Annotated in this window: 26 protein-coding genes; 13 read left to right on the top strand and 13 right to left on the bottom strand. The window is 34.7% G+C overall.

The window, feature by feature from the left end; all coding sequences use genetic code 11:
• Positions 1 to 22: 22 nt before the first annotated feature.
• From PGH12_RS10005 to lpxB, 10 genes are all read right to left on the bottom strand, one after another.
• Positions 23 to 685 carry a DUF6048 family protein gene (locus PGH12_RS10005; protein ID WP_267599475.1) on the bottom strand — a complete coding sequence of 221 codons (663 nt, stop codon included), beginning with the start codon at positions 683 to 685 and terminating at the stop codon, positions 23 to 25.
• Positions 651 to 1115 carry a DUF6452 family protein gene (locus PGH12_RS10010; protein WP_267599474.1) on the bottom strand — a complete coding sequence of 155 codons (465 nt, stop codon included), beginning with the start codon at positions 1113 to 1115 and terminating at the stop codon, positions 651 to 653. The genes PGH12_RS10005 and PGH12_RS10010 overlap by 35 nt, the downstream gene beginning before the upstream one ends.
• A gap of 5 nt (positions 1116 to 1120) precedes the next feature.
• Positions 1121 to 3595 carry a zinc-dependent metalloprotease gene (locus PGH12_RS10015; RefSeq protein ID WP_267599473.1) on the bottom strand — a complete coding sequence of 825 codons (2475 nt, stop codon included), beginning with the start codon at positions 3593 to 3595 and terminating at the stop codon, positions 1121 to 1123.
• Between the two features lie 38 nt (positions 3596 to 3633).
• Positions 3634 to 5040, bottom strand: a complete 1407-nt coding sequence (gene rlmD / locus PGH12_RS10020; RefSeq protein WP_267599777.1) for a 23S rRNA (uracil(1939)-C(5))-methyltransferase RlmD — start codon at positions 5038 to 5040, stop codon at positions 3634 to 3636.
• A 156-nt stretch (positions 5041 to 5196) separates the two neighbouring features.
• On the bottom strand, positions 5197 to 6789 hold the full coding sequence (locus tag PGH12_RS10025) for a TlpA family protein disulfide reductase (protein ID WP_271286766.1): 1593 nt from the start codon (positions 6787 to 6789) through the stop codon (positions 5197 to 5199).
• A 137-nt stretch (positions 6790 to 6926) separates the two neighbouring features.
• Positions 6927 to 7694, bottom strand: a complete 768-nt coding sequence (locus tag PGH12_RS10030; RefSeq protein ID WP_267599471.1) for a succinate dehydrogenase/fumarate reductase iron-sulfur subunit — start codon at positions 7692 to 7694, stop codon at positions 6927 to 6929.
• Positions 7695 to 7718: 24 nt separating this feature from the next.
• Entirely contained in the window at positions 7719 to 9731 is a 2013-nt protein-coding gene (locus PGH12_RS10035) for a fumarate reductase/succinate dehydrogenase flavoprotein subunit (RefSeq protein ID WP_267599470.1), read from the bottom strand.
• A gap of 15 nt (positions 9732 to 9746) precedes the next feature.
• Positions 9747 to 10409, bottom strand: coding sequence for a succinate dehydrogenase cytochrome b subunit (locus tag PGH12_RS10040; protein ID WP_267599469.1), 663 nt, complete (start codon positions 10407 to 10409; stop codon positions 9747 to 9749).
• Between the two features lie 143 nt (positions 10410 to 10552).
• Positions 10553 to 12355 carry a ComEC/Rec2 family competence protein gene (locus tag PGH12_RS10045; protein ID WP_267599468.1) on the bottom strand — a complete coding sequence of 601 codons (1803 nt, stop codon included), beginning with the start codon at positions 12353 to 12355 and terminating at the stop codon, positions 10553 to 10555.
• Positions 12356 to 12379: 24 nt separating this feature from the next.
• Positions 12380 to 13486 (bottom strand): lipid-A-disaccharide synthase, encoded by a 1107-nt coding sequence (gene lpxB, locus PGH12_RS10050; RefSeq protein ID WP_267599467.1) that lies wholly within the window; start codon positions 13484 to 13486, stop codon positions 12380 to 12382.
• A 109-nt stretch (positions 13487 to 13595) separates the two neighbouring features.
• Between lpxB and PGH12_RS10055 the strand changes: the two genes are divergently transcribed.
• Together PGH12_RS10055 and PGH12_RS10060 are read left to right on the top strand one after the other, a co-directional pair.
• Positions 13596 to 14105: a DUF2480 family protein gene (locus tag PGH12_RS10055; RefSeq protein ID WP_267599466.1), complete on the top strand. Its 510-nt coding sequence runs from the start codon at positions 13596 to 13598 to the stop codon at positions 14103 to 14105.
• 111 nt (positions 14106 to 14216) lie between these two features.
• The gene (locus tag PGH12_RS10060) at positions 14217 to 14873 is read left to right on the top strand and encodes a DUF937 domain-containing protein (protein WP_267599465.1); all 657 of its coding nucleotides are present in this window, start codon (positions 14217 to 14219) and stop codon (positions 14871 to 14873) included.
• 56 nt (positions 14874 to 14929) lie between these two features.
• Here PGH12_RS10060 and PGH12_RS10065 read toward each other — a convergent pair whose 3' ends face one another.
• On the bottom strand, positions 14930 to 15046 hold the full coding sequence (locus PGH12_RS10065) for a 30S ribosomal protein THX (protein WP_267599464.1): 117 nt from the start codon (positions 15044 to 15046) through the stop codon (positions 14930 to 14932).
• An 80-nt stretch (positions 15047 to 15126) separates the two neighbouring features.
• The gene (locus tag PGH12_RS10070; protein WP_267599463.1) at positions 15127 to 16521 is read right to left on the bottom strand and encodes an MATE family efflux transporter; all 1395 of its coding nucleotides are present in this window, start codon (positions 16519 to 16521) and stop codon (positions 15127 to 15129) included.
• Positions 16522 to 16645: 124 nt separating this feature from the next.
• Between PGH12_RS10070 and PGH12_RS10075 the strand changes: the two genes are divergently transcribed.
• From PGH12_RS10075 to PGH12_RS10125, 11 genes are all read left to right on the top strand, one after another.
• Complete coding sequence (locus PGH12_RS10075) at positions 16646 to 17236, top strand: DUF2975 domain-containing protein (protein ID WP_267599462.1); 591 nt, start codon at positions 16646 to 16648, stop codon at positions 17234 to 17236.
• A gap of 10 nt (positions 17237 to 17246) precedes the next feature.
• A complete protein-coding gene (locus tag PGH12_RS10080; RefSeq protein WP_267599461.1) occupies positions 17247 to 17795 on the top strand; it encodes a DUF2975 domain-containing protein in 549 nt (182 codons plus the stop codon).
• A gap of 3 nt (positions 17796 to 17798) precedes the next feature.
• Positions 17799 to 18002 (top strand): helix-turn-helix domain-containing protein, encoded by a 204-nt coding sequence (locus PGH12_RS10085; RefSeq protein ID WP_267599460.1) that lies wholly within the window; start codon positions 17799 to 17801, stop codon positions 18000 to 18002.
• Between the two features lie 26 nt (positions 18003 to 18028).
• Positions 18029 to 18454 carry an ankyrin repeat domain-containing protein gene (locus tag PGH12_RS10090; protein ID WP_267599459.1) on the top strand — a complete coding sequence of 142 codons (426 nt, stop codon included), beginning with the start codon at positions 18029 to 18031 and terminating at the stop codon, positions 18452 to 18454.
• A 108-nt stretch (positions 18455 to 18562) separates the two neighbouring features.
• Positions 18563 to 19000, top strand: coding sequence for an ankyrin repeat domain-containing protein (locus PGH12_RS10095; RefSeq protein WP_267599458.1), 438 nt, complete (start codon positions 18563 to 18565; stop codon positions 18998 to 19000).
• Between the two features lie 164 nt (positions 19001 to 19164).
• On the top strand, positions 19165 to 20919 hold the full coding sequence (aspS, locus tag PGH12_RS10100; RefSeq protein ID WP_267599457.1) for an aspartate--tRNA ligase: 1755 nt from the start codon (positions 19165 to 19167) through the stop codon (positions 20917 to 20919).
• 205 nt (positions 20920 to 21124) lie between these two features.
• The gene (locus tag PGH12_RS10105) at positions 21125 to 21511 is read left to right on the top strand and encodes a hypothetical protein (protein WP_267599456.1); all 387 of its coding nucleotides are present in this window, start codon (positions 21125 to 21127) and stop codon (positions 21509 to 21511) included.
• Positions 21512 to 21568: 57 nt separating this feature from the next.
• The gene (gene ku / locus PGH12_RS10110) at positions 21569 to 22354 is read left to right on the top strand and encodes a non-homologous end joining protein Ku (protein WP_267599455.1); all 786 of its coding nucleotides are present in this window, start codon (positions 21569 to 21571) and stop codon (positions 22352 to 22354) included.
• Between the two features lie 2 nt (positions 22355 to 22356).
• Positions 22357 to 22956, top strand: coding sequence for a DNA polymerase ligase N-terminal domain-containing protein (locus PGH12_RS10115; RefSeq protein ID WP_267599454.1), 600 nt, complete (start codon positions 22357 to 22359; stop codon positions 22954 to 22956).
• A gap of 77 nt (positions 22957 to 23033) precedes the next feature.
• Positions 23034 to 24890: a DNA ligase D gene (gene ligD, locus PGH12_RS10120; RefSeq protein ID WP_267599453.1), complete on the top strand. Its 1857-nt coding sequence runs from the start codon at positions 23034 to 23036 to the stop codon at positions 24888 to 24890.
• 29 nt (positions 24891 to 24919) lie between these two features.
• Entirely contained in the window at positions 24920 to 25453 is a 534-nt protein-coding gene (locus PGH12_RS10125) for a hypothetical protein (RefSeq protein ID WP_267599452.1), read from the top strand.
• On the opposite strand, the gene PGH12_RS10130 is transcribed toward PGH12_RS10125, so the two are convergent.
• Positions 25454 to 26185 (bottom strand): SDR family NAD(P)-dependent oxidoreductase, encoded by a 732-nt coding sequence (locus PGH12_RS10130; protein ID WP_267599451.1) that lies wholly within the window; start codon positions 26183 to 26185, stop codon positions 25454 to 25456. It abuts the gene before it with no gap.
• Positions 26186 to 26222 lie beyond the last annotated feature (37 nt).

Consider the following 26222-nt stretch of genomic DNA (forward strand, 5'->3'; position numbering starts at 1 on the left):
AATAACTTATCCAGAACCAATATTAAAACTTATAAGCAATGTTCCAGGCAAATCCCATATTAAATTTGGAAGAACTTCTGCCAAAGCCTGGAACAATCATTGGAACTACTTCGTCTTGTTTTGAGGTTGCTACCAAATATCTGGGCTGCATATTGACATCAATAAAAAAGTTTGATTCAAATAACTGCACTCTTCCGCCAATAGCGCCTTCCAGCCAAAAAGAAGTTTGCGAAGATGAAGGTAAAGAGATTGATGAACTGCTTCCACCAAAACCTCGAATAGGAATTGCAAAATATTCCTGATTATAGAAAGAACCGCCTATTTTTACTCCACCATAAAAACCGTTAAATTCATTCTCACGGTCTTTTGCCAACATATAAAGCGCCCCAATCTTGAAAAAAGGTCCGTTTGCAGTCGCGTCATATCCGTTTTTCTCATAAATATTTTTCTCAAAACCAGCCTCTATAATTCCATGGATGTTATCTTTAATTTTGGAAGAAATAAAACCCTGAAACAACTGTCTGTCTGAAAAAAAAGAAACTCCTGTATTAAGTGCATCTACTCCCACCATAAAGTTGGGCTCATACTTCCATTTTTCTTTTTTCTCAGTTTCTTTATTTTCCTGCGCAGAAAATAGCATCGTCAACAGACTAAAAAACGAGGTAAAGATTAGTTTTGTCTTCATTTTGAATAAAATTTTGTCCGGCTTCTACTTTTACAACAGGATTGGTATCAAGCAATTGTCCGCTTACATTTTCATAATTTAATTTTGCTCCACAGCCTGGTGACACGTAGATCGATTTTGTAGTATAACTTACTCTCACTTTTGAAGAATCACCTTTAGCCGTTCTTTTCACAAATAAATCGGTGTAGGGCGATTCGTCAACACGCAATGGTATTAAGATGGAGTCAGCATTTCGAGCCCAGCCAAGATCAACGGTTCTTACACCATAATTAACATATACCTTTAAAGAATCGAGAGTCGTTATTTTATCTGCATTTTTGAACATGATCTTCATTCTGGGCGTACCTTCTCCGCTTTCGCAGATATCGTCGTCTCCGCCACATGAGACCATTACAGCAGATAATATTAAGAATAGCAGTAATCTTTTCATTTTAATTATTTTGGATCTAAAGCCTTTTCTATTCTGAAAACCAAATCTTCATAATGATATTTATTCACCAGATCTGAAGATGTTTTCATCGAAAGTTCTTTTTTTATAGTATTTAAATTTCCTCTCACCAACGCAGAAATATCAGATTTGTCTGAGGATTTATTATCAACGAGTTTTATTAAAGAATCTATATAATTTCTCTGAAGATTTCTTTGATAAATATCTGCATTTTCATTTTTAAGAATTGAAGTATTTAAATCTGTCAGCAATTCAATTACAGAATACGTATTGGCTTCCACTGCTTCCATTTGATACATATTTTGCAAAACCATTGGGCTCAAAATTCTTCCCAGAACACCATTCTGAATTTCCTCGATTGTCTTAACGGGAGTCTTTCCCGTTTTCTCAAAAATATCTTTTTTGATCAGCCAGTCAGGAGTAGTGAAAATATTTTCTTCTAAAAATTTCATGGCTTCTTTCTGATCTTTTTTAGCAACAACTTCATAAACTGCTCCCGATTGTTCAGCTGTTTTCGGAGTTTCCATTTGTCCGCCAATATATTTTGAAACATGCCCCAGATATCTTCTGAATTGTGTGGTAACCTGATCATACATCATATCAAGATTGGCGTAATCTTCGTTTGGAGTTTTCGTCCATTTTTCCAAATGATCAACAATTCTCTCCAAATTTTTGATTCCGTATGTACTTGCAACCATTGCATTGTCACCAACCTGCTCACTTTGTGACCTTGGATCTAAAGGATTACTCTCTGTACCAAACCAAAGTCTTTCATTCTTAAGATTTTTGATCACCCATTTATTAAGATATTCTTTTTCTGACTCGGGAGTTTTATATTGATTAAATCTTTTGTAACCCCACTCGATAGCCCAGTCATCATAATCGCCGATTCTTGGGAAAATACCGGCATCACCAATATTATCTTCCGGTTGTGCAACATAATTAAATCTAGCATAATCCATAATTGAAGGTGTATGACCGTTTTTCTCCAGCCACTTTTTATCTCTCAACTTTTCAACAGGAACTGTAGAGCTAGATCCATAATTATGTCTCAAACCTAAAGTATGCCCAACTTCATGAGAAGAAACAAAACGAATAAGCTCACCCATCAGTTTATCTTCAAATTCAATTTTTCTTGCTCTGGGATCATTTGGAGATGCCTGTACAAAATACCAGTTTCTCAAAAGCATCATCACATTATGATACCAATTAATATGACTTTCAAGAATTTCTCCTGTTCGTGGATCTGCAATTGACGGACCTGAGGCATTCGGAACATCCGAAGGTTTATAGACAATCGCCGAAAATCTTGCATCTTCCAAGCTCCACTCTGTATCAACTTTCGGATCCGGAACTTTTGCAACAATGGCATTTTTGAAACCTGCTTTTTCAAAAGCTTTCTGCCAATCATTTACTCCTTGTATTAAGTAAGGAACCCATTTTTTCGGAGTTGCAGGATCAATATAAAACACAATTGGTTTTGCTGGTTCTACTAATTCACCTCTATTGTATTTTTCGAGATCCTGAGGTTTTGGCTCAAGACGCCATCTTTTAATTAAAGAAATCTTTTTTACTCCCTGAGGATCTAGATCAAAATCTGTGTATCCAACGGTAAAATATCCAACTCTCGGGTCAAAATATCTCGACTGCATTTTGTTCTCCGGAAGAAGTACAAATGAAGAATTGATTTCAACAGTATAATTTCCGCTGATCTTTGGAGCCGGCCTTCCCGGAATTGTCGGAGTTGCAGGTGTTCCTAAAGTTCTTGCGAAAGTTTTAGTAGTATTGATCTCAATATTTGTCGGGAAAGATTTAACGAAATTTACATAAGACATGTCTTTCTGAAAAACTCCGACTCTGTAAGAATCTTTAGACCATACAGAGAAAGAAGTCAGCTCGTTATCAGAATTTAAAACATCGGTCACTTCAATTACAGAAGAGTTTTTATTAACTCCGTAAGCTTTTACATCGAAAGATTTAATGATCGACTGCACGTTGTTTCTCGTTACCGAATTGTACATATCTGAAGTAGAATCTTTGGCATAATCAACGTGAGAAATGGCTCTTAAAAGAATCTTATCTTTTTGACCTTTTTCAAAAGCAATCACCTGCTGCCCTATTTGATCTCCAGCGTAACCGGAAGTTCCGGAACGCATTCCTGCAGCAGCTTTCGTTAATCTTGTTACAAGAAGAAATTCCTTTTTCAGCATTGCATCCGGAATTTCGAAATAATATTTGTCGTCTACTTTATGAACTGTAAAAACTCCCTGGTCAGAAACCGCTTTATCAGTAATGATTTCTTTAAAAGGCTTAATCAGGCTTTTCTTTTTATCGTCTTTTTTTACTTTTGCCGTATCTGTTTTTGCAGCAGCAGAATCCTTTGGTTTCTCTTGCGAAAACAAATTTTGCTGGAAGAAAACTAAAGCTGCTAATAGGAAGAATGCCTTACAGTTCTTTATCATATTCGATATTATTTTGATTTATCTTCAAATTTAAACAATTATTTCTTCACCAATAATGCAATATTTTCCACATGATGTGTTTGTGGGAACATATCTACCGGCAAAATTTTCACTAAAGTATAATGATCTTTCATCAAAGCCAAATCTCTTGCCTGGGTTGCAGAATTACAGCTTACGTATACCACTTTTTCTGGTGCCAATTTCAAGATTTGTTCTACTACTTTCTGATGCATTCCGTCTCTTGGAGGATCGGTAATCAATACATCTGCTTTCGGATGATTTTCCATAAATTCATCGTTGAAAACGTTTTTCATATCTCCACAATAGAATGTAGTATTGGTTAAACCATTCAATTCTGCGTGCTCAATTGCTGCATCAATAGCTTCCTGCACAGATTCTATTCCGATCACATGTTTCGCATTTCTAGCAACATATTGTGCAATCGTTCCTGTTCCTGTATATAAATCGTAAACTATCTCATCACCTTTTAAATCTGCAAATTCAAGAGTTTTTCTGTATAATTCTAAAGCCTGTTTGTAATTTGTCTGAAAGAATGATTTAGGTCCTATTTTAAATTTCAAGCCATCCATTTCCTCCATCAAAAAACCTTCTCCATGATAAATATTTACATTTAAATCATAAATGGAATCGTTCTGCTTTGGATTAAGAGCATAAACCAACGTTTTAATCTGCGGAAATTGCTCTAATAAATAATCAAAAAGTTTTGCGCGGTTGGCTTTCTCTTCTCGGTACAGCTGAAATAAGACCATCCATTCTCCTTTTGAGTTTTGTCTCATCATCAGAGTTCTTAGAAAACCTTTCTGCTCTTTCACATCAAAAAAGTCTAAGCCATTTTCTATTCCGAAATTTCTTACCGCCAGACGAATTGCATTAGAAGGATCTTCCTGCAACCAGCATTCTTTCAAGTCAAGAATTTTACTCCACATCCCAGGAATATGAAAACCAAGTGCATCTCTGCTTCCGAAGTTTTCTTCAGAACTGATTTCGTATTGCGTAAGCCATCTTGCATTAGAGAAAGAAAATTCCATTTTATTTCTGTAGAAATACTGTTCTTCTGCACCCAAAATCGGAACGGTTTCAAAATCATCAATCCCACCGATTCTTTTGATATTATTATATACTTCTTCCTGTTTGAAATCTAGCTGTTTTTCGTAGCTCATATTTTGCCATTTACAGCCACCACAAGTTCCAAAATGAATACATTTTGGTTCTACTCTGAATGGTGATTTTTCAACAATTTCTTTTACTTCGGCCTCAAAATATTTTGACTTTGATTTTTTCACTCTTGCATTCACCACGTCGCCGGGAATTGCTCCGGAAACTAAAACAGTTTTTCCTTCTTCAGTTTTTCCGATGGCAACACCCTTTGCACCTGCGGCAAACAATTTTATATTTTCAAGAATTACATCTTTCTTCTTTCTCATATCAATTTCTATCACAACGAATGTAAGCGCTTTCGCTGTCATCCGTTTATTTTTTATTCTTCTATATTATGAATGACCTTTCAGTCACACTTTGCAAAAATACAATAAAAAAAACCTTATCCGAAGACAAGGTTTTTTTCTATTGTGTAAGTTTTATTATTTTGTCTGAGCCGGTTGCTGAGGAGCTTCCTGAACCGGAGGTGCAGGCTGAGCCGACGGATCCATATTCATTTGCGGCATCATCTGAGGCTGAGGAGCAACTTTAGGAGCCGAAAGACCAGTTTGCTTATCTAAGATCGTGATCAATTCTGGATCACCAAGGTTCACATATGATCTGCTTGCAATTTTACCGTTTTTATCTACGACAATAAAGTTTGGCAACTTGAATCCGTAAACTCCATATTTTTTTGCAATATCAGAATTTAAACCACCGTCTGCATAAACATTCGTCCCTTGAATTCCTTTCATCATGGCATTGCTTGTTTTTACAAATTGATCTTTTGTATCATCTACGTTGACGAATACAAAGTTCATTTTAGATTTGTAAAAATTAACAACTTCTTTAAGTACAGGAACTGTACCTTCAGCGATATAAGGATTCCAAGATGCATAAAACACAAGCATATAAGGCTTCCCTTTATTGTCCCCAAGTTTGTAAGCTGAGCCATCTGCTTTCACTAAAGAAGCTTCAGGAGCATCATCACCGATTTTGAATCCGTTGATTGTAAACTGCATTTTTTTGATATCAGCTTTAATGCCTGAATCTTTAATATCTTCTTCTATAATCTTCTTGATCTTATCTGAAGTTTTTGCAGGTGTTTGAGGATGAATGTCAGACTGAGCCATTACGAATGCCAATAAATAGTCTTTCGTAATCTGAGAAACATCTTTCTGAGATTTTAGATAATCATTAAACAATTCTGAAGTAGTGATATCCGTTTTACCTTTACTCTTTGCTTCAGCATACTTTTGGAAACCAGGACTCATTTTAGTTAAAAGATATTGTCTGTAGAAAGGGCTTGTTTTCACCATTTCGTCATTATTCTCTTTCAATTTATTTTCATAATCTGTAAAGACTTTTCCTAATTTAAAAGAAGGGTTTCCAGACATTTGCTTTTTCGTCATTTCATAATTAACCATAAGATTAAGAATTGCCGTTTTAGCATCTGTTCTTTTCCACTCTACCACTTCTTTACCAGGATTGTATTTTTTTACATTTTCGTCGATATTTTTGTTGATATCCGCTTCGATCTTCTGCATTCCTTTTACATACTTGGCTTCGTCACCCGACATTAATTCCTGAATATTCAATCCCTGTCCGTAAGTAGAAAGAAATTTCTGACTAGCCTGGAAGAAATCATTATCATTTTTGGCATCACCAGTTACCACATACTCAGCAGGAAAAGTAGCTGCAGTTCCTGAGATATTAACGGTTTGTCCGCCCTTCAGGAAAATTAGATTTTGCTTACCTGCATAATTGATCACGTACATTCCGTTTTTTGGAGCTTCAAAAGTTCCTGCGAAATTTCCGTCTTTATCAAGACCCATGTTAATCAAAGGTAAAGTGGCAACCCCGGAAGCTTCCACGAACTCTACTCTTTCCAACGGAGCGCTGCCTGCGATTTTCCCTTTTACTTCAACTTTTTTTGAACAAGACACTGCAAATAGTGCAATGGCAAACAACAAAAGATATTTTTTAATCATTAGTGTAATATTATTTTTTTTGAATGATTGAATCTCCGATTTCATTTTTGATTTTAAATAATTACGCAAAAATAAGTTTTTCAACTCAACATGTTACAGTTTATCAACTTATTTTATGAAATATTTAACTAAAAATCGTCTTCTTAGCAGAAGACGATTTTAATATTTTATAAAGAAACAGATTATCCTCTGTCTGCATAGGCAGCCATATACTCTCTGTTCATTCTTGCAATATTCTCAAGAGAAATCCCCTTAGGACATTCTACTTCACAAGCTCCAGTATTTGAACAGTTACCAAAACCTTCTTCATCCATGGCTTTCACCATATTCAGAACTCTTCTTTTTGCTTCTACTCTTCCTTGTGGCAAGAGAGCGTACTGAGAAACTTTAGCTCCCACAAATAACATTGCCGAACCATTTTTACAAGAAGCTACACAAGCTCCACAAGCGATACAAGCTGCAGCATCCATTGCTTTGTCTGCATCTTCTTTCGGAACCGGAATTGCGTTGGCATCTAATGTATTTCCAGATGTATTTACCGAGATAAATCCACCAGCGGCCATCACTCTGTCGAATGCGCTTCTGTCTACTATTAAATCTTTAATCACAGGGAAAGCTGCACTTCTCCAAGGCTCAATAACGATCGTTTCACCGTCTTTGAACATTCTCATATGTAACTGACAAGTGGTAATTCCTGTATCTGGACCGTGCGCTCTACCGTTGATGTAAAGAGAACACATACCGCAAATTCCTTCACGACAGTCGTGATCAAAAGCGATAGGTTCTTTTCCTTCGTTAATTAAGTTTTCGTTCAGAATATCAAGCATTTCTAAGAATGAAGAATCTGTAGAAACATCCGATATTTTATAGGTCTCAAACTGACCTTTAGTTTTCGTATTTTTTTGTCTCCAAATTTTCAGCGTAAGATGAAGGCCTTTTTTTGCACTCATAATTTTATATTTATAGGTTGGAGATTATTTATAGCTTCTTGCTTTAACTTCGATGTTTTCGTAAACCAAATCTTCTTTATGCAGAACTTCCTGTTTGATATCATCACCCTGATATTCCCAAGCTCCTACATATTTGAAGTTCACGTCATCTCTCTCTGCTTCTCCTTCAGGAGTTGAATGATCTTCTCTGAAATGTCCTCCACAAGATTCGTTTCTGTGTAAAGCATCAATCGCCATCAATTGTCCTAGTTCGATAAAGTCTGCTACCCTGAACGCTTTCTCAAGCTCTGTGTTCATTCCTTCAGTTTCTCCCATTACTTTCACATTCTTCCAGAAATCTTTTTTAACCTCGTCAATTTCTGCAATTGCTTCTCTCAAACCTTCAGGAGTTCTTCCCATTCCTACTTTATTCCACATAATGTGTCCTAATTTTTTGTGGAAATAATCTACCGAATGTGTTCCTTTATTATTGACAAAGAAGCTTACTTTATCTTTTATTTCTTTTTCTGCCTGATCAAACTCAGCTGAAGCTGTAGGAATTGCTCCTGTTCTGATATCTGCAGAAAGGTAATCAGCAATTGTATAAGGAAGAACGAAATATCCGTCTGCCAGACCTTGCATCAATGCTGAAGCTCCCAATCTGTTGGCTCCGTGATCAGAGAAGTTAGCTTCACCAATTACGAAACATCCAGGGATTGTAGACTGCAAATTATAATCAACCCAAACACCACCCATCGTATAGTGAACGGCAGGATAGATCTTCATTGGAGTTCTGTAAGGATCATCTGCAGTAATTTTTTCATACATCACGAATAAATTACCATACTTTTCTTCAATCCAAGATTTTCCAAGATCGTAAATCTGTTGATCTGTAGGATTGTGAATATGCTTCTCTATCGCAGCTTCTTTACCTTTTTTGATAATTTCTGTAGAGAAATCTAAGTAAACCCCCTCTTTAGTTTCATTATTTTCAATTCCGAAACCAGCGTCACATCTTTCCTTACCGGCTCTGGAGGCAACGTCACGCGGAACTAGATTTCCGAATGCAGGATATCTTCTTTCAAGATAATAATCTCTATCTTCTTCTTTAATATTTTCAGGTCTTAATTTCCCCTCTCTGATCGCAACAGAATCTTCAATTTTTTTAGGAACCCAGATTCTTCCTGAGTTTCTAAGTGATTCTGACATCAAAGTAAGTTTAGACTGCTGTGTTCCGTGAACCGGAATACAAGTTGGGTGAATCTGTACATAACAAGGGTTTGCAAAGTATGCTCCTTTTTTATGAATCTTCCAAGCTGCAGAAACATTTGATCCCATTGCATTGGTAGAAAGGAAATATACGTTTCCGTAGCCACCTGATGCAATAACAACTGCGTGTGCAGAATGTCTTTCAATCTCACCTGTAACAAGATTTCTTGCGATAATACCTCTCGCCTTGCCATCAACGATGACCAACTCCATCATTTCGTGACGGTTATACATTTTGATTCTACCTTTACCGATCTGACGGCTCATTGCAGAATATGCACCTAATAATAATTGCTGACCAGTTTGTCCTTTAGCATAAAAAGTTCTTTTTACCTGAACCCCACCGAAAGAACGGTTATCTAACTGTCCGCCGTAATCTCTACCAAACGGAACTCCTTGAGATACACATTGATCGATAATATTTGCAGAAACTTCAGCAAGTCTGTAAACATTAGCTTCTCTTGCTCTGTAATCACCACCTTTGATGGTATCATAGAACAATCTGTATGTAGAGTCACCATCACCCTGGTAGTTTTTTGCAGCATTAATACCACCCTGAGCCGCAATAGAGTGAGCCCTTCTAGGTGAATCCTGATAACAGAATGCTTTTACATTGTAACCTTGCTCTGCTAAAGTTGCAGCGGCAGAACCACCTGCCAAACCTGTACCAATAACAATAATATCAATTTTATCACGGTTATTAGGCGCAACAAGGTTCATATGATCTTTATGATTTTTCCATTTATCCTGAAGAGGACCTGCCGGAATTTTTGAATCTAATTTACTCATATTAGTATAATGATATTATTGAGTTACGTAATGAAAAATTGCAATAAAAATAAATCCTAACGGAATTAAAATTGAATACCAGTTTCCGAAAGCTCTGATCACCGGAGTGTATTTCGGATGTCTAGCACCAACAGACTGAAAAGAAGACTGGAAACCGTGTGCCAAATGAAGACCAAGTAATCCGAATGAGATTACATAAAGAACCACTCTCCACAAATCAGCAAACTTACCATGAAGATCTCCCCAAAAACGAGATTCTTCAATTGGTAACCCATCTACATATTTATAATTCATCTCATGAAACCAGAAATCATACATATGTAAAAAGATAAAAGCTAAAATTACAGCTCCGGAGATGACCATATTTCGGGATGACCATGTAGAATTTGCAGAACCATTGTTCTTATCGTAACCAATCGGTCTCGCTTTCTGGTTTTTGATTTCTAGAACAAATCCCATCACAAAATGGAAAATGACAGCAAACATCAACACGGGTTGCATTACAAACTGAATAAGAGGATTGTACCCCATAAACTGCGATGCATTGTTATAAGCTGTTTCACCGAAAACCGACAATAGATTTACGGAAAGATGCATTACTAAGAAAATCAGCAAAAAGAATGCTGATAATGCCATAGCATATTTTCTACCTATTGTAGAACTTGTTAAACCTGCCATATTGAGTTTAAATTTGATTTTCCACAAAATTAAGGAATGTTAAGAAAACTAAAAAGTGAGAAATCTCACTATTAGTCAGTTTGTAATCTTTCTAAATAACAAGTAAAAACATTTATACTAAAGGAAAACTTAAAAATATAAAATTATTTTAATTCATAAACTTTTTTATTAAATACAACCTTTCCCGTATTGTCCGGAAGCTTTTTAATAAGCACATTTTTCACGCGCCGGGATGTACAATAAGGATAGATGATATATTGCTGAATTTTCATTTGATCTTCAAAATTCTGTATATAAAAACATACATCAGTACCACTTTTTACTGATAGAACATTCTTTTTTTTGTAATGATGTACCAGAATTTCGTTGCTGCTTTCTTCAAATATTGAAAAAGAAATTCTTAGTATGAAAAAAAGGGAAACTGCGATTGTAAATTGAGTAAAATTTTTAATATTCAATTTAATGACAACAAACCTCAATAGATAAACAATTACAAACAATACTCCCGCTTCCCACCAATTCATGGGAATATTTTCAAAGAATAAAGACTCAAATTTCGCAAACCAATGGATAGATTTTAATAAAACATCAATAATAAAATCGTATATCATATCAAACATCCAAAAATCAATCTTCATTGCCAGCAAAACTGTCATTAAAAAAGAAAAGACAATAATTACTTCCGAAAAGGGAATAATAAAAAGATTAGCAATAATTGAAACTGCTGAAAACTGGTGAAAATAACACAAAACCAACGGCATTGTTGCAATCTGTGCAGAGAAAGAAATAGAAATTGTATTGAAGAAAATTTTCTTGAAAAAATTATTCGGTTTAGGTAAAAGTTTTAAAATTGGTTGATTAAGCCAATAAATTCCTAAAACTGCCAGAAAGCTCAACTTAAATCCCACATCAAAAAACTGCTGGCTATCAATAACTAAAATAATGAAAGCAGACAAAGCCAAAGAATGAAGCAGATCTGGTTTTCGCTGTAGCAATACGTAAATAAAATATACGGAAAGCATGATACACGAACGCACAACTGAATTCCCAAAATCTATAAATACTGCAAAAATCCAGATAAAGATTAAGCTTAAAATGATTACACCTTTACGAAATCTTAATGGTAAAAATCTCATCAAAACGTAATAAAGCAATCCGAAAATAATAACAATATGCGTACCTGAAATCGCCAGGAAATGAACCAAACCTGCCTTGTTAAAATCCTGTAAAGTTTCAGAATCTATACCACTACGGTCGGCCAAAATAATTCCTTTAAGGAATTCCTGACTTTTTGATGACATTTTAGACTGATTAATATTCTGCAAAACTTCTAATCTTGACTGACGAATTTTTTCACCCAATGTAAGATCATTTCGTAAAGAAGAACTTATTCCGTCATTAGTATAACATTGATAGTGAATGTTTTTTCGGCTGAGATATCGAGCGTAGTCAAACTGAAAATCAAATTCGGGAGATTGCGCCTCAGCTAAGTAAGCTTTAGCTTTATAATAGTGCTTAAAATCAAGCTCTTTGCTTTCTTTTGGAATAAGTATTACGGAGCTGAAATTTCGTTGATCAACCTCAACAATTCCTTCGTACTTTTTATTTTTTTCGGTTGAATTTAATTTTTTAGAGATCTTAAAAACAATATCTTGATTAGGATTTAAGGAAACCGGAGAAGCTTCGGGAGAATTTAAGTAATGAACACATATTCCTAATCCAAAAAATAAAACTCCCAGAATTACGGAATAAATTCTCGAAATAAGAAACGATTTGATTAATGTGCATATTGCGATAAAAAAGCAGAAAATTGCTACAATTAAGATACAATTTTGCTTAAACGAAAAGTAATCCTGAAATAAAATTCCAAGTATAAAGCAGCAGACTAATATCAGCAATGGCTGTCGGTTCAATTTTTCATCAATTTGTACTACTAAAGTAAACAAAAAATGAAAATAATCCTATAAAATTTATTTTATTTTTAAAATAATATCTGCAGCATTATCACTGGCTCCCATTCCGCCAAGCTTGCCGCGCAGAATTTCAAATTCTTCCAACATGACATTTCTGCCTTCACCTTCGATGATAGACTTCAACTGTTTGACAAGATTATTTGTATTTAATTCGCTTTGAATCAATTCCTTAACAACCTCTTTATCCATGATAAGATTTACCAAAGAGATATATTTAATATGCTTTACCAATCGCTTTGCAATAGCATAAGAGATCTTGCTTCCCCGGTAACAGACTACTTCCGGAACATTTAGCAAAGCGGTTTCCAGAGTTGCTGTTCCGGATGTAACTAAAGCAGCTTTTGAGCATCTCAAAAGATCGTAAGTTTTATTAGAAACAAAATGAACATTTTCATCAACATATTTTTGATAAAAATCTTTTTCCAGACTTGGTGCGCCGGCTATAACAAATTGATAGTCTTTGAAATAAGGTCGTACGGACAGCATAATTTCCAGCATTTTTTCAACTTCCTGTTTTCTTGAACCAGGAAGTAACGCGATGATTTCCTTTTCATTCAAGTCATTTTCCCTCTTAAAATACTCAACATCAATATTTTGCAGCGTCGAAATAGCATCAAGCAAAGGATGACCTACAAAATGTGATTTTACATTATGTTTCAGATAGAAATCTTCTTCAAAAGGAAGAATAACCATCATATCATCAACATATTTTTTGATGATTTCAACCCTTCCCTCTTTCCATGCCCAAAGTTGAGGCGAAATATAATAGACGACTTTAATGCCCAGTTCTTTGGCAAATTTTGCAATCCTTAAATTAAAACCGGGATAATCGACTAAGATCAAGACATCGGGTCTATTGTTTCTGATATCTGCTTTGCAGAATTTAATGTTATTCAGAATCGTTTTCAGATTTAAAGCAACTTCCAGAAATCCCATGAATGCGAGATCACGATAATGTTTTACCAAAGTTCCGCCTTGTTTTTCCATCAGATCACCACCCCACAACCTGAATTCCGCATTTGGATCTTTCTTTTTCAAGGATTTCATTAAATTACTTCCGTGTAAATCTCCGGAAGCCTCACCTGCAATGATATAATATTTCATGAATGATAATTGATATGCGATGACTGATTTTATCTATTGAAAAGACCATTTTCAATCATCAAAATTCAAATTAAAATTAAGTAAATTTGCTTCAAAGATAATGATAAAAATGTCAGAAGAATTTGAAATAAAAAATAAAGTTGCATCCAGCGGACTGGTCAATTTTGATCTTACTGCTTTGGTTCCCAAAGGTGTGCGAAAAGGAATTGATCTTAAAGATTTTCTCTTTATGGAAATGATTCTTAAAGAAAAAGATTTCCGTGAAAAAGTGGCAGCTATAAATATTGAAGAATATCAAGATACTTATGTTTATGTGTACAACTCTGCTGATGCCATCGTTCCGCTTTGGGCTTACTTTTTAATTACGGCTAAACTGACGGATGTTTCTAAAAAGATAGTTTACGGAAATTTAGAAAATTTAGAAATCATATTGATGCATGACGCCATTACAAATCACGATTTCTCTGAAATGGAAGGAAAAAGAGTTTTGGTAAAAGGTTGTTCAGATAAAGAAATTCCTGAAAATGCTTATGTGGAATTGGTAGAGAAATTAAAACCGATTGTAAAATCATTGATGTTCGGTGAGGCATGCTCGAATGTTCCGATTCTCAAAAACTAAAAATCTGTTATTACCGATAATTTTAGATTTAAATGAAAAATCTGCCATAATAATTTGTGGTAGATTTTTTTTTGATAACTTTGATATCTAACAAATATATAAACACAAAAAATGAGTTTAATAGACCTTTTAACAGGAAACACAGGAAATCAGGTTGCAGAACAGGCTGAGAGCAAATTCGGAATTAGCAAGAATCAAATTATTGCACTTTTGGCAGTAGCTACTCCGCTCGTCATTTCTTATCTTAGAAATAAATCTCAGGACGCAAAAGAAGCAGAGGCTTTAAATAATGCTTTAGATAAAGATCATGACGGGAGTATTTTAGATGATACCTCTCAGCTTGACAACAGACAAGACGAAGGAGGATCTATCCTTTCGCACGTTTTCGGAAACCAAAAAAATACGGTAGAGAATCAGCTATCACAAAATACAGGGATTTCAATTGATAAAATTGGTCCTATTCTGGCCATGCTAGCTCCGGTAATCATGGGCTATATCGGTAAAGAAAAACAGCAAAATAATGTGGGAGCCGGCGGTCTTGGTGATCTTTTAGGCGGGATTTTAGGAGGAGCACAAAACCAGGCTCAGCAGCAGCAATCAAGTCCGTTGAATGATATTTTGGGAAGCGTTTTGGGTGGCGGACAATCACAATCATCAGGCAATCCTTTGAATGACATTTTAGGGAGCGTACTTGGTGGCGGTGGTCAACAGCAAAAGCAACAACAAGGTGGCTTAGGAGATATCCTGGGAGGCCTTTTTGGAAAATAAATTTAAATTCTAATGATAAAAAAGACCGAAGATTTGATTCTTCGGTCTTTTTGTTTTTAGCTCTTCGCCTTTTCAGCGGATTGGTTAGATTTAGCAGACTTTCTCGGTCTTCTTTTTCCGTAACTTCCAGAAGTAATCTTTCCTCTTTTCGATTTTTTGTCTCCTTTTCCCATAGTAGATATTTTTTTGGTTGACTACGAAGTTAAAAATATACAGCCAAAAATCAAAGATTCGATTGTTAAATTTTATAATTTTAAATTTTAACATGCTTCCATTTTCCTTTTTTGAATAGGATAAAAGCAACAATAGTAATAAAAGTTTCTGCAACCGGAATAGAGATAAAAACACCTCTCGGCCCCATTTCAAAATATCTGGAAAGGAAATATGCGAGCGGAATCTGAAACATCCAAAATCCAAAAAAATTAAGCCAGGTTGGCGTCCAGGTATCACCAGCTCCGTTGAATGCATTGATCGTAACCATTCCTATTCCGTAAAATATAAATCCGACACTCATGATATGCAATGCATTTTTTGCGTAATCTTTGATCTCCTTTTGTTCGGTGAAAAATCCTACAAGAAAATCGCCAAGAATAAAAAACAACAAGCTCACCAGCAACATAAAAATCACGTTGTATTTTACGGTTTTCATTACCGACTGTTCTGCACGAATCATTTCTCCTGCTCCCATATTTTGCCCTACCAAAGTTGATGCTGCATTGCTGAGTCCCCAAGCCGGAAGCATAAAAAACATCATAAGACGAAGTGCTGTCTGATAACCCGCAGACGCATCTTCGCCACCTGTTGTTGCCACCAGATTTGCAAGAAAAATCCAGCTGCAGGAAGCGATTACAAACTGAAATATCCCAGGCATGGCAATTTTTATGATGGATGAAATCAATTTAAAATCTGGCTCAAAATAAATTATCTTTATCCTAACCAAAGAATCAGCGATAAAAATGTGATATATCTGATATAGAACTCCCGTACTTCTTCCAATAGTTGTTGCAACAGCAGCTCCCGCTAAACCCATTGTCGGAATCGGACTGAGACCTCTTATTAATATCGGACAAAGAATGATATTGGCAATATTAGCAATCCATAAACTTTTCATAGCGATCGCTGCATTTCCAGCTCCTCTGAAAATTCCGTTGATTAAAAACAGAAGCATGATGATGACACTGCTTCCCATCATAATTCTTGTAAAATCTTTTCCATATGCAGCCGCATCGGGTTTTGAACCCATTAAAATTAAGATCTCTTCGGCATAAATAATACCCAGAAAACTTAATATTGCAGTGATCACAAATGATAACGATATCACCTGAGCCGCGCTTCGAGAAGCCTGTTCAGTATTTTTTTCTCCGATTCTTCTCGCCACCACTGCTGTTGCCGCCATACTCATTCCTATCGCAATAGAGTAAATGATTGTGAGCACAGATTCTGTAAGACCAACCGTTTGGATTGCAAAACTACTCTCTTTGAGATGACCGACGAAGTACAGATCAACCAATGCAAAGACAGATTCCATTGCCATTTCAAGCATCATAGGAATTGCTAAAAGCAAAACAGCACTTCTGATACTTATTTTGGTATAATCTGTCTCTTCTTCGCTAAATGCTTTTTTCAGAAAATTTAAATATTTTTTCATCATAAAAATTAATGCGCTTAAAAATACGATTTCAGAAAGTTCTATCAGCAAAATAAATAAATCACATATATTTATCGTAAAACAATAATTAATTATATATTTGCAATAATAAAATATTAAAAACATGAAATTATTAGGACAAAAATCTGCCTCTACAATCATCAGTTATTTATTCTTGGCATTATTTATTATCCTTTTTATTCATTCCGTTTATCAATTATTCGGATTTGGAATAGGGTATTATAACTGGACAACTTCACATCATCTTTTCTCAGAAACTTTTTATGTAAATGATGAAATAGATTATGCATCTTATGAAAAAGGAAAATATGTATTTTTCAGATTTAAATATCCTTTCTCAGAGCAACAGATGCTTACAGGGTTTTTCACTTTAAATACATTTATCTTTCACACCTTTCAAAACATTTTTTTCTGCCTCTTTTTCTTGTATGGATTTAAAACTTCCAAGGAGTTAAGTGAAAAGGAACTGTTTAATGAAACAATTATAAAGCATTTAAAAACCTTCACCGCTATTACATTGCTTTATGCACCACTTTATTTTTTAATCTGGATTTTTATTTTCCGCACTGGCCTTGAATCAAGCATGCTGATGACAACTTTTGCATTCTTATTTCTGGGAATTATTTTACATTTTATAACGGTATTTTTTAAAAAAGGGCTTCAGTTACAGACAGAAAGCGATTTAACAATTTAATATAATAGATATGAAATCAACCTCAAATTTAATAATAGAAATCCTTACCGTTTTCATCTGGATTTATACTTTCGTTTTATGTATTGCCTTAGCTGCACTCATTTTCACATTGATGACTACACTGTTAGGAATAGACATCGGAACGATGAAAGAAATGAAGATCACCATAAATTTAGGAAGCGAAAAAATTACGAATGTACAAGCATTAGGAAAGATAAAAATGATCTTAATTCTAGCATATGCAATTATATCAGGAATCCTTGAATTGCTCCTATTAACCTTTGTCATTAAGATTTTAAGAAAATTTAAGCAGAACCAATATTTTTCAATAGAAATTTACTTTTTGATCTCGAAAATCGCCAAATTTGCTCTGGTAATTGGTTGTATTTCTTTGCTTGCGGTTTTTATTAATCAACTTTTCTCCGGAAGCTTCATAATATCAATGGATGTAAATAATGACAATTTTAAATTTTTCATTTTTGCCGGAATCGTTTATATCATTGCGGAAGTTTACAAAAAGGCAGTTGATATTCATTCTGAAAATGAGCTAACAATATAAATTATGCCAATAATTATAAACGTAGACGTCATGTTGGCGAAAAGGAAAATGCAGTCTCAGGAACTTGCTGAGAAAATAGGAATCACACAGGCAAATCTTTCAATTTTGAAAACGGGAAAAGCAAAAGCTGTAAAACTCGCGACTTTGGAAGCAATTTGCAGAGCGCTGGATTGTCAGCCAGGTGATATATTAGAATTTAGACCTTAAATTAAACTTTAATCAAACATTAAATTATGAAAAAATTATTTTTAGCAATTTCTATGATTGCATTCAGCTTTTTGTCAGCGCAGGAATTATCCACAGAGCATAAACAGATGCTTAAATATGACGATGCTGGAAATTTCACCAAGTTAGTAAGCAAAGAAAATATAAATATATGCTATAAGAACGAAGAGAATTCGTATTCGCTATTGGCATTGTCTATCAAATTAAACAGCAAAAAGGTATTTCAGAAACTTTTAGACGATAAAGCTGATTTGGAAAAAGTGTGTGATGGCAAAACACCACTAATGTTTGCTGCAAAATACGGAAATGCAGAATTTGCAAAAAAACTTCTGGAGAACGGCGCTAAAAAAGAAGCAAAAACCGAAAAAGGATATACCGCATTAGATTATGCTAAAAAGTATGAAAAAAGTGACGTCATCAAACTTTTAGAATAGATCAGAATATTCTTTATTTAATCTTTAATTGTTTGAAAGAACGAACAGTTAGATTAAATATCAAAAAAAATATTTAGATTTGTATATTAAATTGAAAAATAAAATTTTATGAAAAAGATTATATCGGCTACTTTATTTCTTGCAATGTCAATTTTCGCAAACGGATTATTCGCACAGCAGGTTTCTAAAGATCAAATGAAAATCTTCCAAACTGACAATCTTCAGGATTTTAAAAAAGTTTTTAAAAAAGATGACTTTAATAAATGTTTTGCAATTAAGGAAAACTCTTATGATCTTCTTGCATTAAGCGTAAAATATGAAAGAAAAAATATTTTTAATTTCTTATTAAGCAATACTACTGATGTCAACAGAATCTGCAATAATCAATCACCATTGATGGTCGCTGCAAGATACGGAAAGGCAGATATGGCGCAATCTCTACTGAAAAAAGGTGCAGATAAAAATCTAAAAAATGCAAGCGGCGAAACTGCTAAAGATTTTGCAGTAAAATACGAAAAAGTAAATCTTGCAAATATTCTTAAATAGAGATTTACAAAGTTTAAAACTTTACAATATCATTCTAACTTCTTTGGCTCATTGCCGAGGAAGTTTTTTGTTTATAAACTCTCTAAAAATCTTATCTTTGCAAACGAAAAATTAGGCACCGGAGTGTCTAATATCTAAATTCTAATATCTAACATCTAAAACAAATGTTTCGATCGCACACCAACGGAGAATTGTCTCTTAAAAATCTTAATGAAGAAGTTACACTTTCAGGATGGGTACAAACCATTCGTGATAAAGGATTTATGATTTGGATAGATCTTCGGGATCGTTACGGAGTTACACAGTTGGTTTTCGATCAGGACCGTTCTTCGGCGGAATTGATGGAAAATGCAAAAAAACTGGGACGAGAATTTGTGATTCAGGTTACAGGAAAAGTTATCGAAAGAGTCAGCAAAAACCCAAATATTCCAACTGGTGAAATTGAAATTTTAGTTGAAAAATTAGAAGTTCTTAATGAATCTCAACTTCCGCCTTTCACGATTGAAGATGAAACGGATGGTGGTGAAGAATTAAGAATGAAATACCGTTACCTTGATATCAGAAGAGCTCCGGTAAGAGATAAATTAATTTTCCGTCACAAAATGGCGCAGAAAGTGAGAAATTATCTTTCAGACGAAGGTTTTATCGAGGTTGAAACTCCGGTATTAATCAAATCTACTCCGGAAGGAGCGAGAGATTTTGTTGTACCGAGCAGAATGAATCCGGGACAGTTTTACGCATTGCCACAGTCTCCACAAACTTTCAAACAATTGTTGATGGTTGGTGGAATGGATAAATATTTTCAGATCGTGAAATGTTTCCGTGATGAGGATTTGAGAGCAGATCGACAGCCTGAATTTACACAAATCGACTGTGAAATGGCGTTTGTAGATCAGGAAGACGTGATGAATGTGTTCGAAGGAATGACGAAAACCCTGATTAAAGATATTACTGGTCAGGAATTCGGAACTTTCCCAAGAATGACGTTCGCTGATGCAATGCAGAAATACGGAAACGACAAACCGGATATCCGTTTCGGAATGGAATTCGTGGAGTTGAACGATTTAGTAAAAGGAAAAGATTTTAAAATATTTGATGACGCAGAATTGGTTGTCGGAATCAATGTTGAAGGTTGTGCCGATTATACAAGAAAGCAGATCGATGAGCTCGTTGACTGGGTTAAAAGACCTCAGATCGGAGCTTCAGGAATGGTTTGGGCTAAATTCCAGAATGACGGTGTGAAAACATCTTCGGTAAATAAATTCTATAACGAGGAAGATTTAGCAAAAATCATTGAGAAATTTGGAGCGAAAGAAGGCGATTTAATGTTGATTCTTTCAGGAAACGAGCACAAAGTAAGAACCCAACTTTCCGCTTTGAGAATGGAGCTCGGAAATCGTTTAGGATTAAGAAAAGGAAATGTTTTCGCACCACTTTGGGTTGTCGATTTCCCGTTATTGGAATTTGACGAAGAAAGCGGACGTTACCATGCAATGCACCACCCTTTCACTTCTCCAAAACCAGAAGATATCCATTTACTGGAAACTGATCCAGGAAAAGCAAGAGCCAACGCTTACGATATGGTTTTGAACGGAAACGAAATCGGTGGTGGTTCCATCAGAATTTTCGACAGAGATTTACAGTCAAGAATGTTTGACTTATTAGGATTTACAAAAGAAGAAGCAGAAGCTCAATTCGGATTCTTAATGAATGCCTTCAAATACGGAGCGCCGCCTCACGGTGGTTTAGCCTTCGGATTTGACCGTTTGGTAGCGATTCTTGACGGAAATGAAGTGATCAGAGATTATATCGCTTTCCCTAAGAATAATTCAGGGCGAGATGTAATGATCGACGCTCCGGCTGCGATTGCGAATGAACAGCTCGATGAACTGGAACTGAAATTAAATTTAAAAGCATAAATTAGAAGCGGAGATTTTTTCTCCGCTTTTATTATTAATTAAAAAGATTGCTGACGAAATTCTAACTTACAACACTCCAAATTCAGAACAGATTTTAAGAAAAATAAATCAATATGAGTTCAGACGACAATGGAAAAATAATCTCAAAAAAAACAATAAAAATCTTTATTGGGGAATAACATTTATTGTATTTGGAATTATTACTGTGCTTCCTAAAAATTATACTTTTTCAGGTTTCTTTTTCGGATTTGCTTTAGCCTCAGTTTCATCACATTTCAACTATCTGTCTCAATACAAAAAAATTAAAAAAAATTTTCACGATAAATTAGATCAAGAGATTTCCGATCTCAAGATAAATTCCAACGATGTAATTTGGGAATTCACTCCGACACATTTTGGTTTTAAAAATTATAAATCTGAATATAATTTTATCTGGAAGGAAATCACTTACTGTATTTTAGATGACCAATATCTTTATATCACAGCTTCTTCGTTTATTAATTTCATTTTAGATAAAATCAATATTGATGAAGAAAATCTTAAAAAAACGATAGATTATTTAGAAAGCAAGTCGCTTTTAAGAGAAATCTAATCTTAATGCATAATATCCCACGGCACAATCATTGTATTTTCTTTGAAAAGTAAGACAATGAAAGCAATTTGGAACGGTGCCATTGGTTTTGGCCTAGTTAATATTCCTGTGAAGATTTATTCTGCGACGGAAACCAGCAAACTGGATCTTGATATGCTGGATAAATCTGATTTTTCAAATATAAAATTCAAGAGAGTTAACGAAAAAACAGGTAAGGAAGTCAAGTGGGCAAATATCGTAAAAGGTTATCTGATGGACGATAAATACGTCATTCTTGAAGATGAAGATTATGAAGCCGCAAGTCCGGAGAAAACAAAAATTCTTTCTATAGAGCATTTCGTAAAAGAAGTAGAAGTAGATTCGGTCTATTTTGAAACTCCTTATTTTCTAGAGCCACAAAAAAATGGTGAAAATGCTTACCGTCTTTTAATCAAAGCATTGCAACAGACAAAAATGGTAGGCATCGGGACGTTTGTTCTGCGTGATACCGAAGCAATTGGTATGATTCGACCGTACAGTGATGATGTTTTGGTTTTAAATAGACTGCGTTTTGATCAGGAAATAAGAGATTACAAACAACTGAAAATTCCAGCCAAAAAAGCTCCGAAGCCCGCCGAACTCAAAATGGCGAAAAATCTGATCGAACAACTTTCAGAACCTTTTGACCCGAAATTCTACAAGAATACATATTCCGAAGAACTGCTTAAAATCATCAAGAAAAAAGCAAAAGGAAAATCTGTAAAACTCAAAAAATCTGAGCCTGCAAAACAAGGTAAAGTGATCGACTTGATGGCACAATTAAAAGCCAGTCTGCAAACTCCGAAATCTAAAAATGCATCCTGATTATGGCACTAAAAGATTATAACGACAAACGAAGATTCGACGAAACTACTGAACCTAAGGGAAAAACAAAAAAAAGTGAGGACAAACTTATTTTTGTGATTCAGAGACATGCTGCATCAAGACTTCATTATGATTTTAGATTAGAAATGGAAGGAGTTTTGAAAAGTTGGGCCGTTCCTAAAGGTCCGTCTCTAAATCCTGATGACAAAAGACTTGCAATGATGGTTGAAGATCACCCTTACGATTATAAAGATTTTGAAGGAAATATACCAGAAGGTAATTACGGAGCTGGCCAGGTGGAAGTTTGGGATAGTGGGACTTACGAGCCTTTGGACGATCAAAGTAAACTTTCTGATGAGAAAGAATTATTAAAAGAACTTAAAGCGGGTTCATTAAAATTCATATTGCACGGAAAGAAATTAAAAGGTGAATTTGCTTTAGTGAAAATGAAAAATGCCGAAAATAATTCTTGGTTACTCATAAAACACAAAGACAAATATGCTTTAGAAAGCTATGACGCGGAAGAAAATACGGCAAAAAATTCGGAGGTAACGAAATTTTTAGAGGAAAAAAAAAGCCTAAAAAGCAGCAAAAAAAAGTAAATTCTGATCTCAAACCACAATTTCAACGATTTAACTCTTTGGTAGACGAGAAAAAACTAAAGACTTTTATTAAACCAATGCTTGCTAAACCGCACGAGAAAGCGTTTGACGATGAAGATTGGGTTTTTGAAATCAAGTGGGATGGTTATCGCGCGATTGCTGATCTAAGCAAAAAACAACCACTTTTCTATTCCCGAAACGGCATTTCTTTCTTATCAAAATTTGACAAAGTTTCTAATGATTTTGGAAATCAGAAGCATAAGATGATTCTTGATGGCGAAATTGTTGCCTTTGATGAAAATGGAAAACCGAGCTTTCAGATGCTTCAACAAATTGGCGATAATCCTGATCTCGCTTTAGTGTATCAGGTTTTTGACCTGCTCTGGCTCAATGGTCATTCTACGGAAGAGCTTCCGCTTTTACAAAGAAAAGAACTTTTAAAAGATGCTTTAGTAGAAACTGATGTCATTAAATACTGTGATCATATCCCGGAAAAAGGTATTGAATTTTTTGATCAGATGAAGGAAATGCAACTCGAAGGAATGATCGCCAAAAAAGCTGACAGCCAGTATCTTGAAAACAGCAGAAGTACAGATTGGCTTAAAATAAAATTCACCAACACAGAAGAAGTTATCATTTGTGGATTTACAGAGCCGCGTGGCTCGCGGGAAGGTTTTGGAGCACTAATTTTAGGGAAATATATTGACGAAAAACTCACCTATTCAGGACACACAGGAACAGGATTTAATAATGAATCTTTACACGCTCTCCATCAAAGACTTCTAAAGTTGGTAACAAAAAACTCTCCCTTTGAAGAGACACCTAAGACCAATATGCCGGTAACCTGGATAAAACCGGAATTAGTTTGTGAAATAAAATACTCTGAAATTACGAATGATGGAATTTTCCGTCATCCCGTTTTTGTTGCAGTACGCGAAGACAAAAACCCTGAAGAAGTAAACGAAAAACCTAAAGAAATGAAAGCTAAGATTCAACCAAAGAAAAATGAAATCTCTGAAAATGATACAGAAATTACATTGAACCGCCATAAGGTAAAACTTACCAATCAAAACAAAATTTATTTTCCGAAAGATGGCGTTACAAAAGGCGAAATTATAGATTATTATCAATCTGTAGCAGACTATATTTTGCCTCATCTAAAAAATCGTCCGCTTTCTCTCAATCGTTTTCCGAACGGAATTGATCATCAGAGTTTTTATCAAAAAGATGCGAGTGACAACATTCCAGAATGGATAAAAACGACGGAGGTTTACTCAGAATCTAATGATAAGTACATCGATTATATTTACTGTAATGACAAAGCAACTTTGGCTTATCTGAACAATTTGGGTTGTATTGATCTCAATCCCTGGAACAGCTCACTGCCTGATTTGGATCATCCTGATTTTATGGTTTTAGATCTCGATCCCTCGAAGAAAAATAGTTTTGATGATGTGATTGAAACCGCTTTGCAAGTGAACGAGGTTTTAAATTCTATCAAAATTAAAGGATATTGTAAGACTTCCGGGAGTACAGGAATTCATGTTTACATTCCGATGGGCGGAAAATACGATTTTGATCAGGTAAAAGATTTCGCACATATTTTAATGAAACAAGTCAATGAAAAGTTGCCGAAAATCACCACTTTAGAAAGAAGTCTGCAAAAAAGAGATGATAAAAAAATCTATCTCGATTATCTTCAAAACAGAACCGGACAAACTTTGGCAAGCGTATACAGTATAAGACCAAAAGATGGAGCCTCTGTCTCAATGCCTTTAGAATGGGATGAAGTTAAAAAGGGATTGAAGCCGACTGATTTCAATATTGAAAATGCTCTCGAAAGAATAAAAGCGAAGGGAGATTTGTTTAAACCGGTTTTAGGAAAGGGGATTGATATGATGAAGGCGTTGGAATTATTGCAGGATGAAGAGTAAATCTATATTTTTGCAAAAATAAAATGTACATGGTTACTCCTCTACAAATATTTATCACTTTTGATGAAAAAATTGCTAAAAGACAAATGGAAAAATACTTTTTCCATTCCTGGAAAAAGAAATTACCTACCTTAATAAAGAATTTTTTCTTTATAGTTTTATTTTTAAGTATTATTGATAGTATTTTTAAAAGCGATAGAAGCAGGATTGATTTTTTAAGGTTTATTGGGATTTTTGTGGTCATTTTTTGCCTTATCTATCTTTCCATATTCTTATTTAATAAAGCAAACTATAATTCTAAGATACAAAAACACATAGCTGAACTAAAAGAATTTAACCCTATTACAGAACTGTACCTTGATGAAAATTCATTTTATATTAGAAGCGAGCAGTACGATATAAGAAGTATTTGGAAATATGTTTCCTACGAGGTTTCTGGAAAAGCCATCTATATCACTGCGCAAATGGGATCTCCTTTCACTTACATTGTAAACCAAGAAGAAACTGATAAATATCAAAATATCATAGATTTTTTAAAGAACAAATCTACTTTAAAAAAGTAATCACGGCAACTTAGCCACCAAATTCTCCGGCAACATTTTTAAAATAAAGTAAATCATTTTCCATTTAAAATTGGGAACGATAGTGAAAGAATTTCCGGCATTAACGATATGTTTTGCAACATAATCAGGTTCCATCAGAAGATTTTTATTTAAATCTAATCCGGCGTTGATTTTCGTATTAATATATCCGCTCACCAAAACGTTAACTTTAATATTTCTTTGCGCTAATTCCTGTCTTAAACCCGCCAAATAAGTAGTAAAAGCAGCTTTTGTACTTCCATAAACAAAATTACTCTTTCGCCCTCTAACACCTGAAAGCGAAGACAATCCGATAATTCTTTCTAAATTTTTATTGTTTTCGTCCGTGGCAATAATATTCAGAATAGAAACCGCTCCCATGTAGTTGACCGTTATCATTTGTTGAGTGTTTTTAAAATCATTCAACGCGTCTGTATTTTCCACTAAAAATCCGGCAGCGTAAATAACAATATGAGGCTTTCTAGGAAGTTCATTATAAAATCTTTGATGTGAATCAAAATCTGCTGCATCAAAATACAAAACTGTAATTAGCGAAACTAAATTGTTTTTAATGGAAAATTCAAGCAGAGCATCGGTATTTCTGGAAGCTGCAATAACCGCAAAACCTTTTTCGATATATTGTAAAATACACTGCTTGGCAACATCAGAATTGGCACCGAGAATAAGAACGGTTTTATTTGTGTTTTGATTCATCGGGCAAAGATATTTTTTAAAGACAAGTTTAGCAAAT

Origin of the sequence: Chryseobacterium sp. CY350 (assembly GCF_027945075.1) — a bacterium.
Classification (GTDB): Bacteria; Bacteroidota; Bacteroidia; order Flavobacteriales; family Weeksellaceae; genus Chryseobacterium.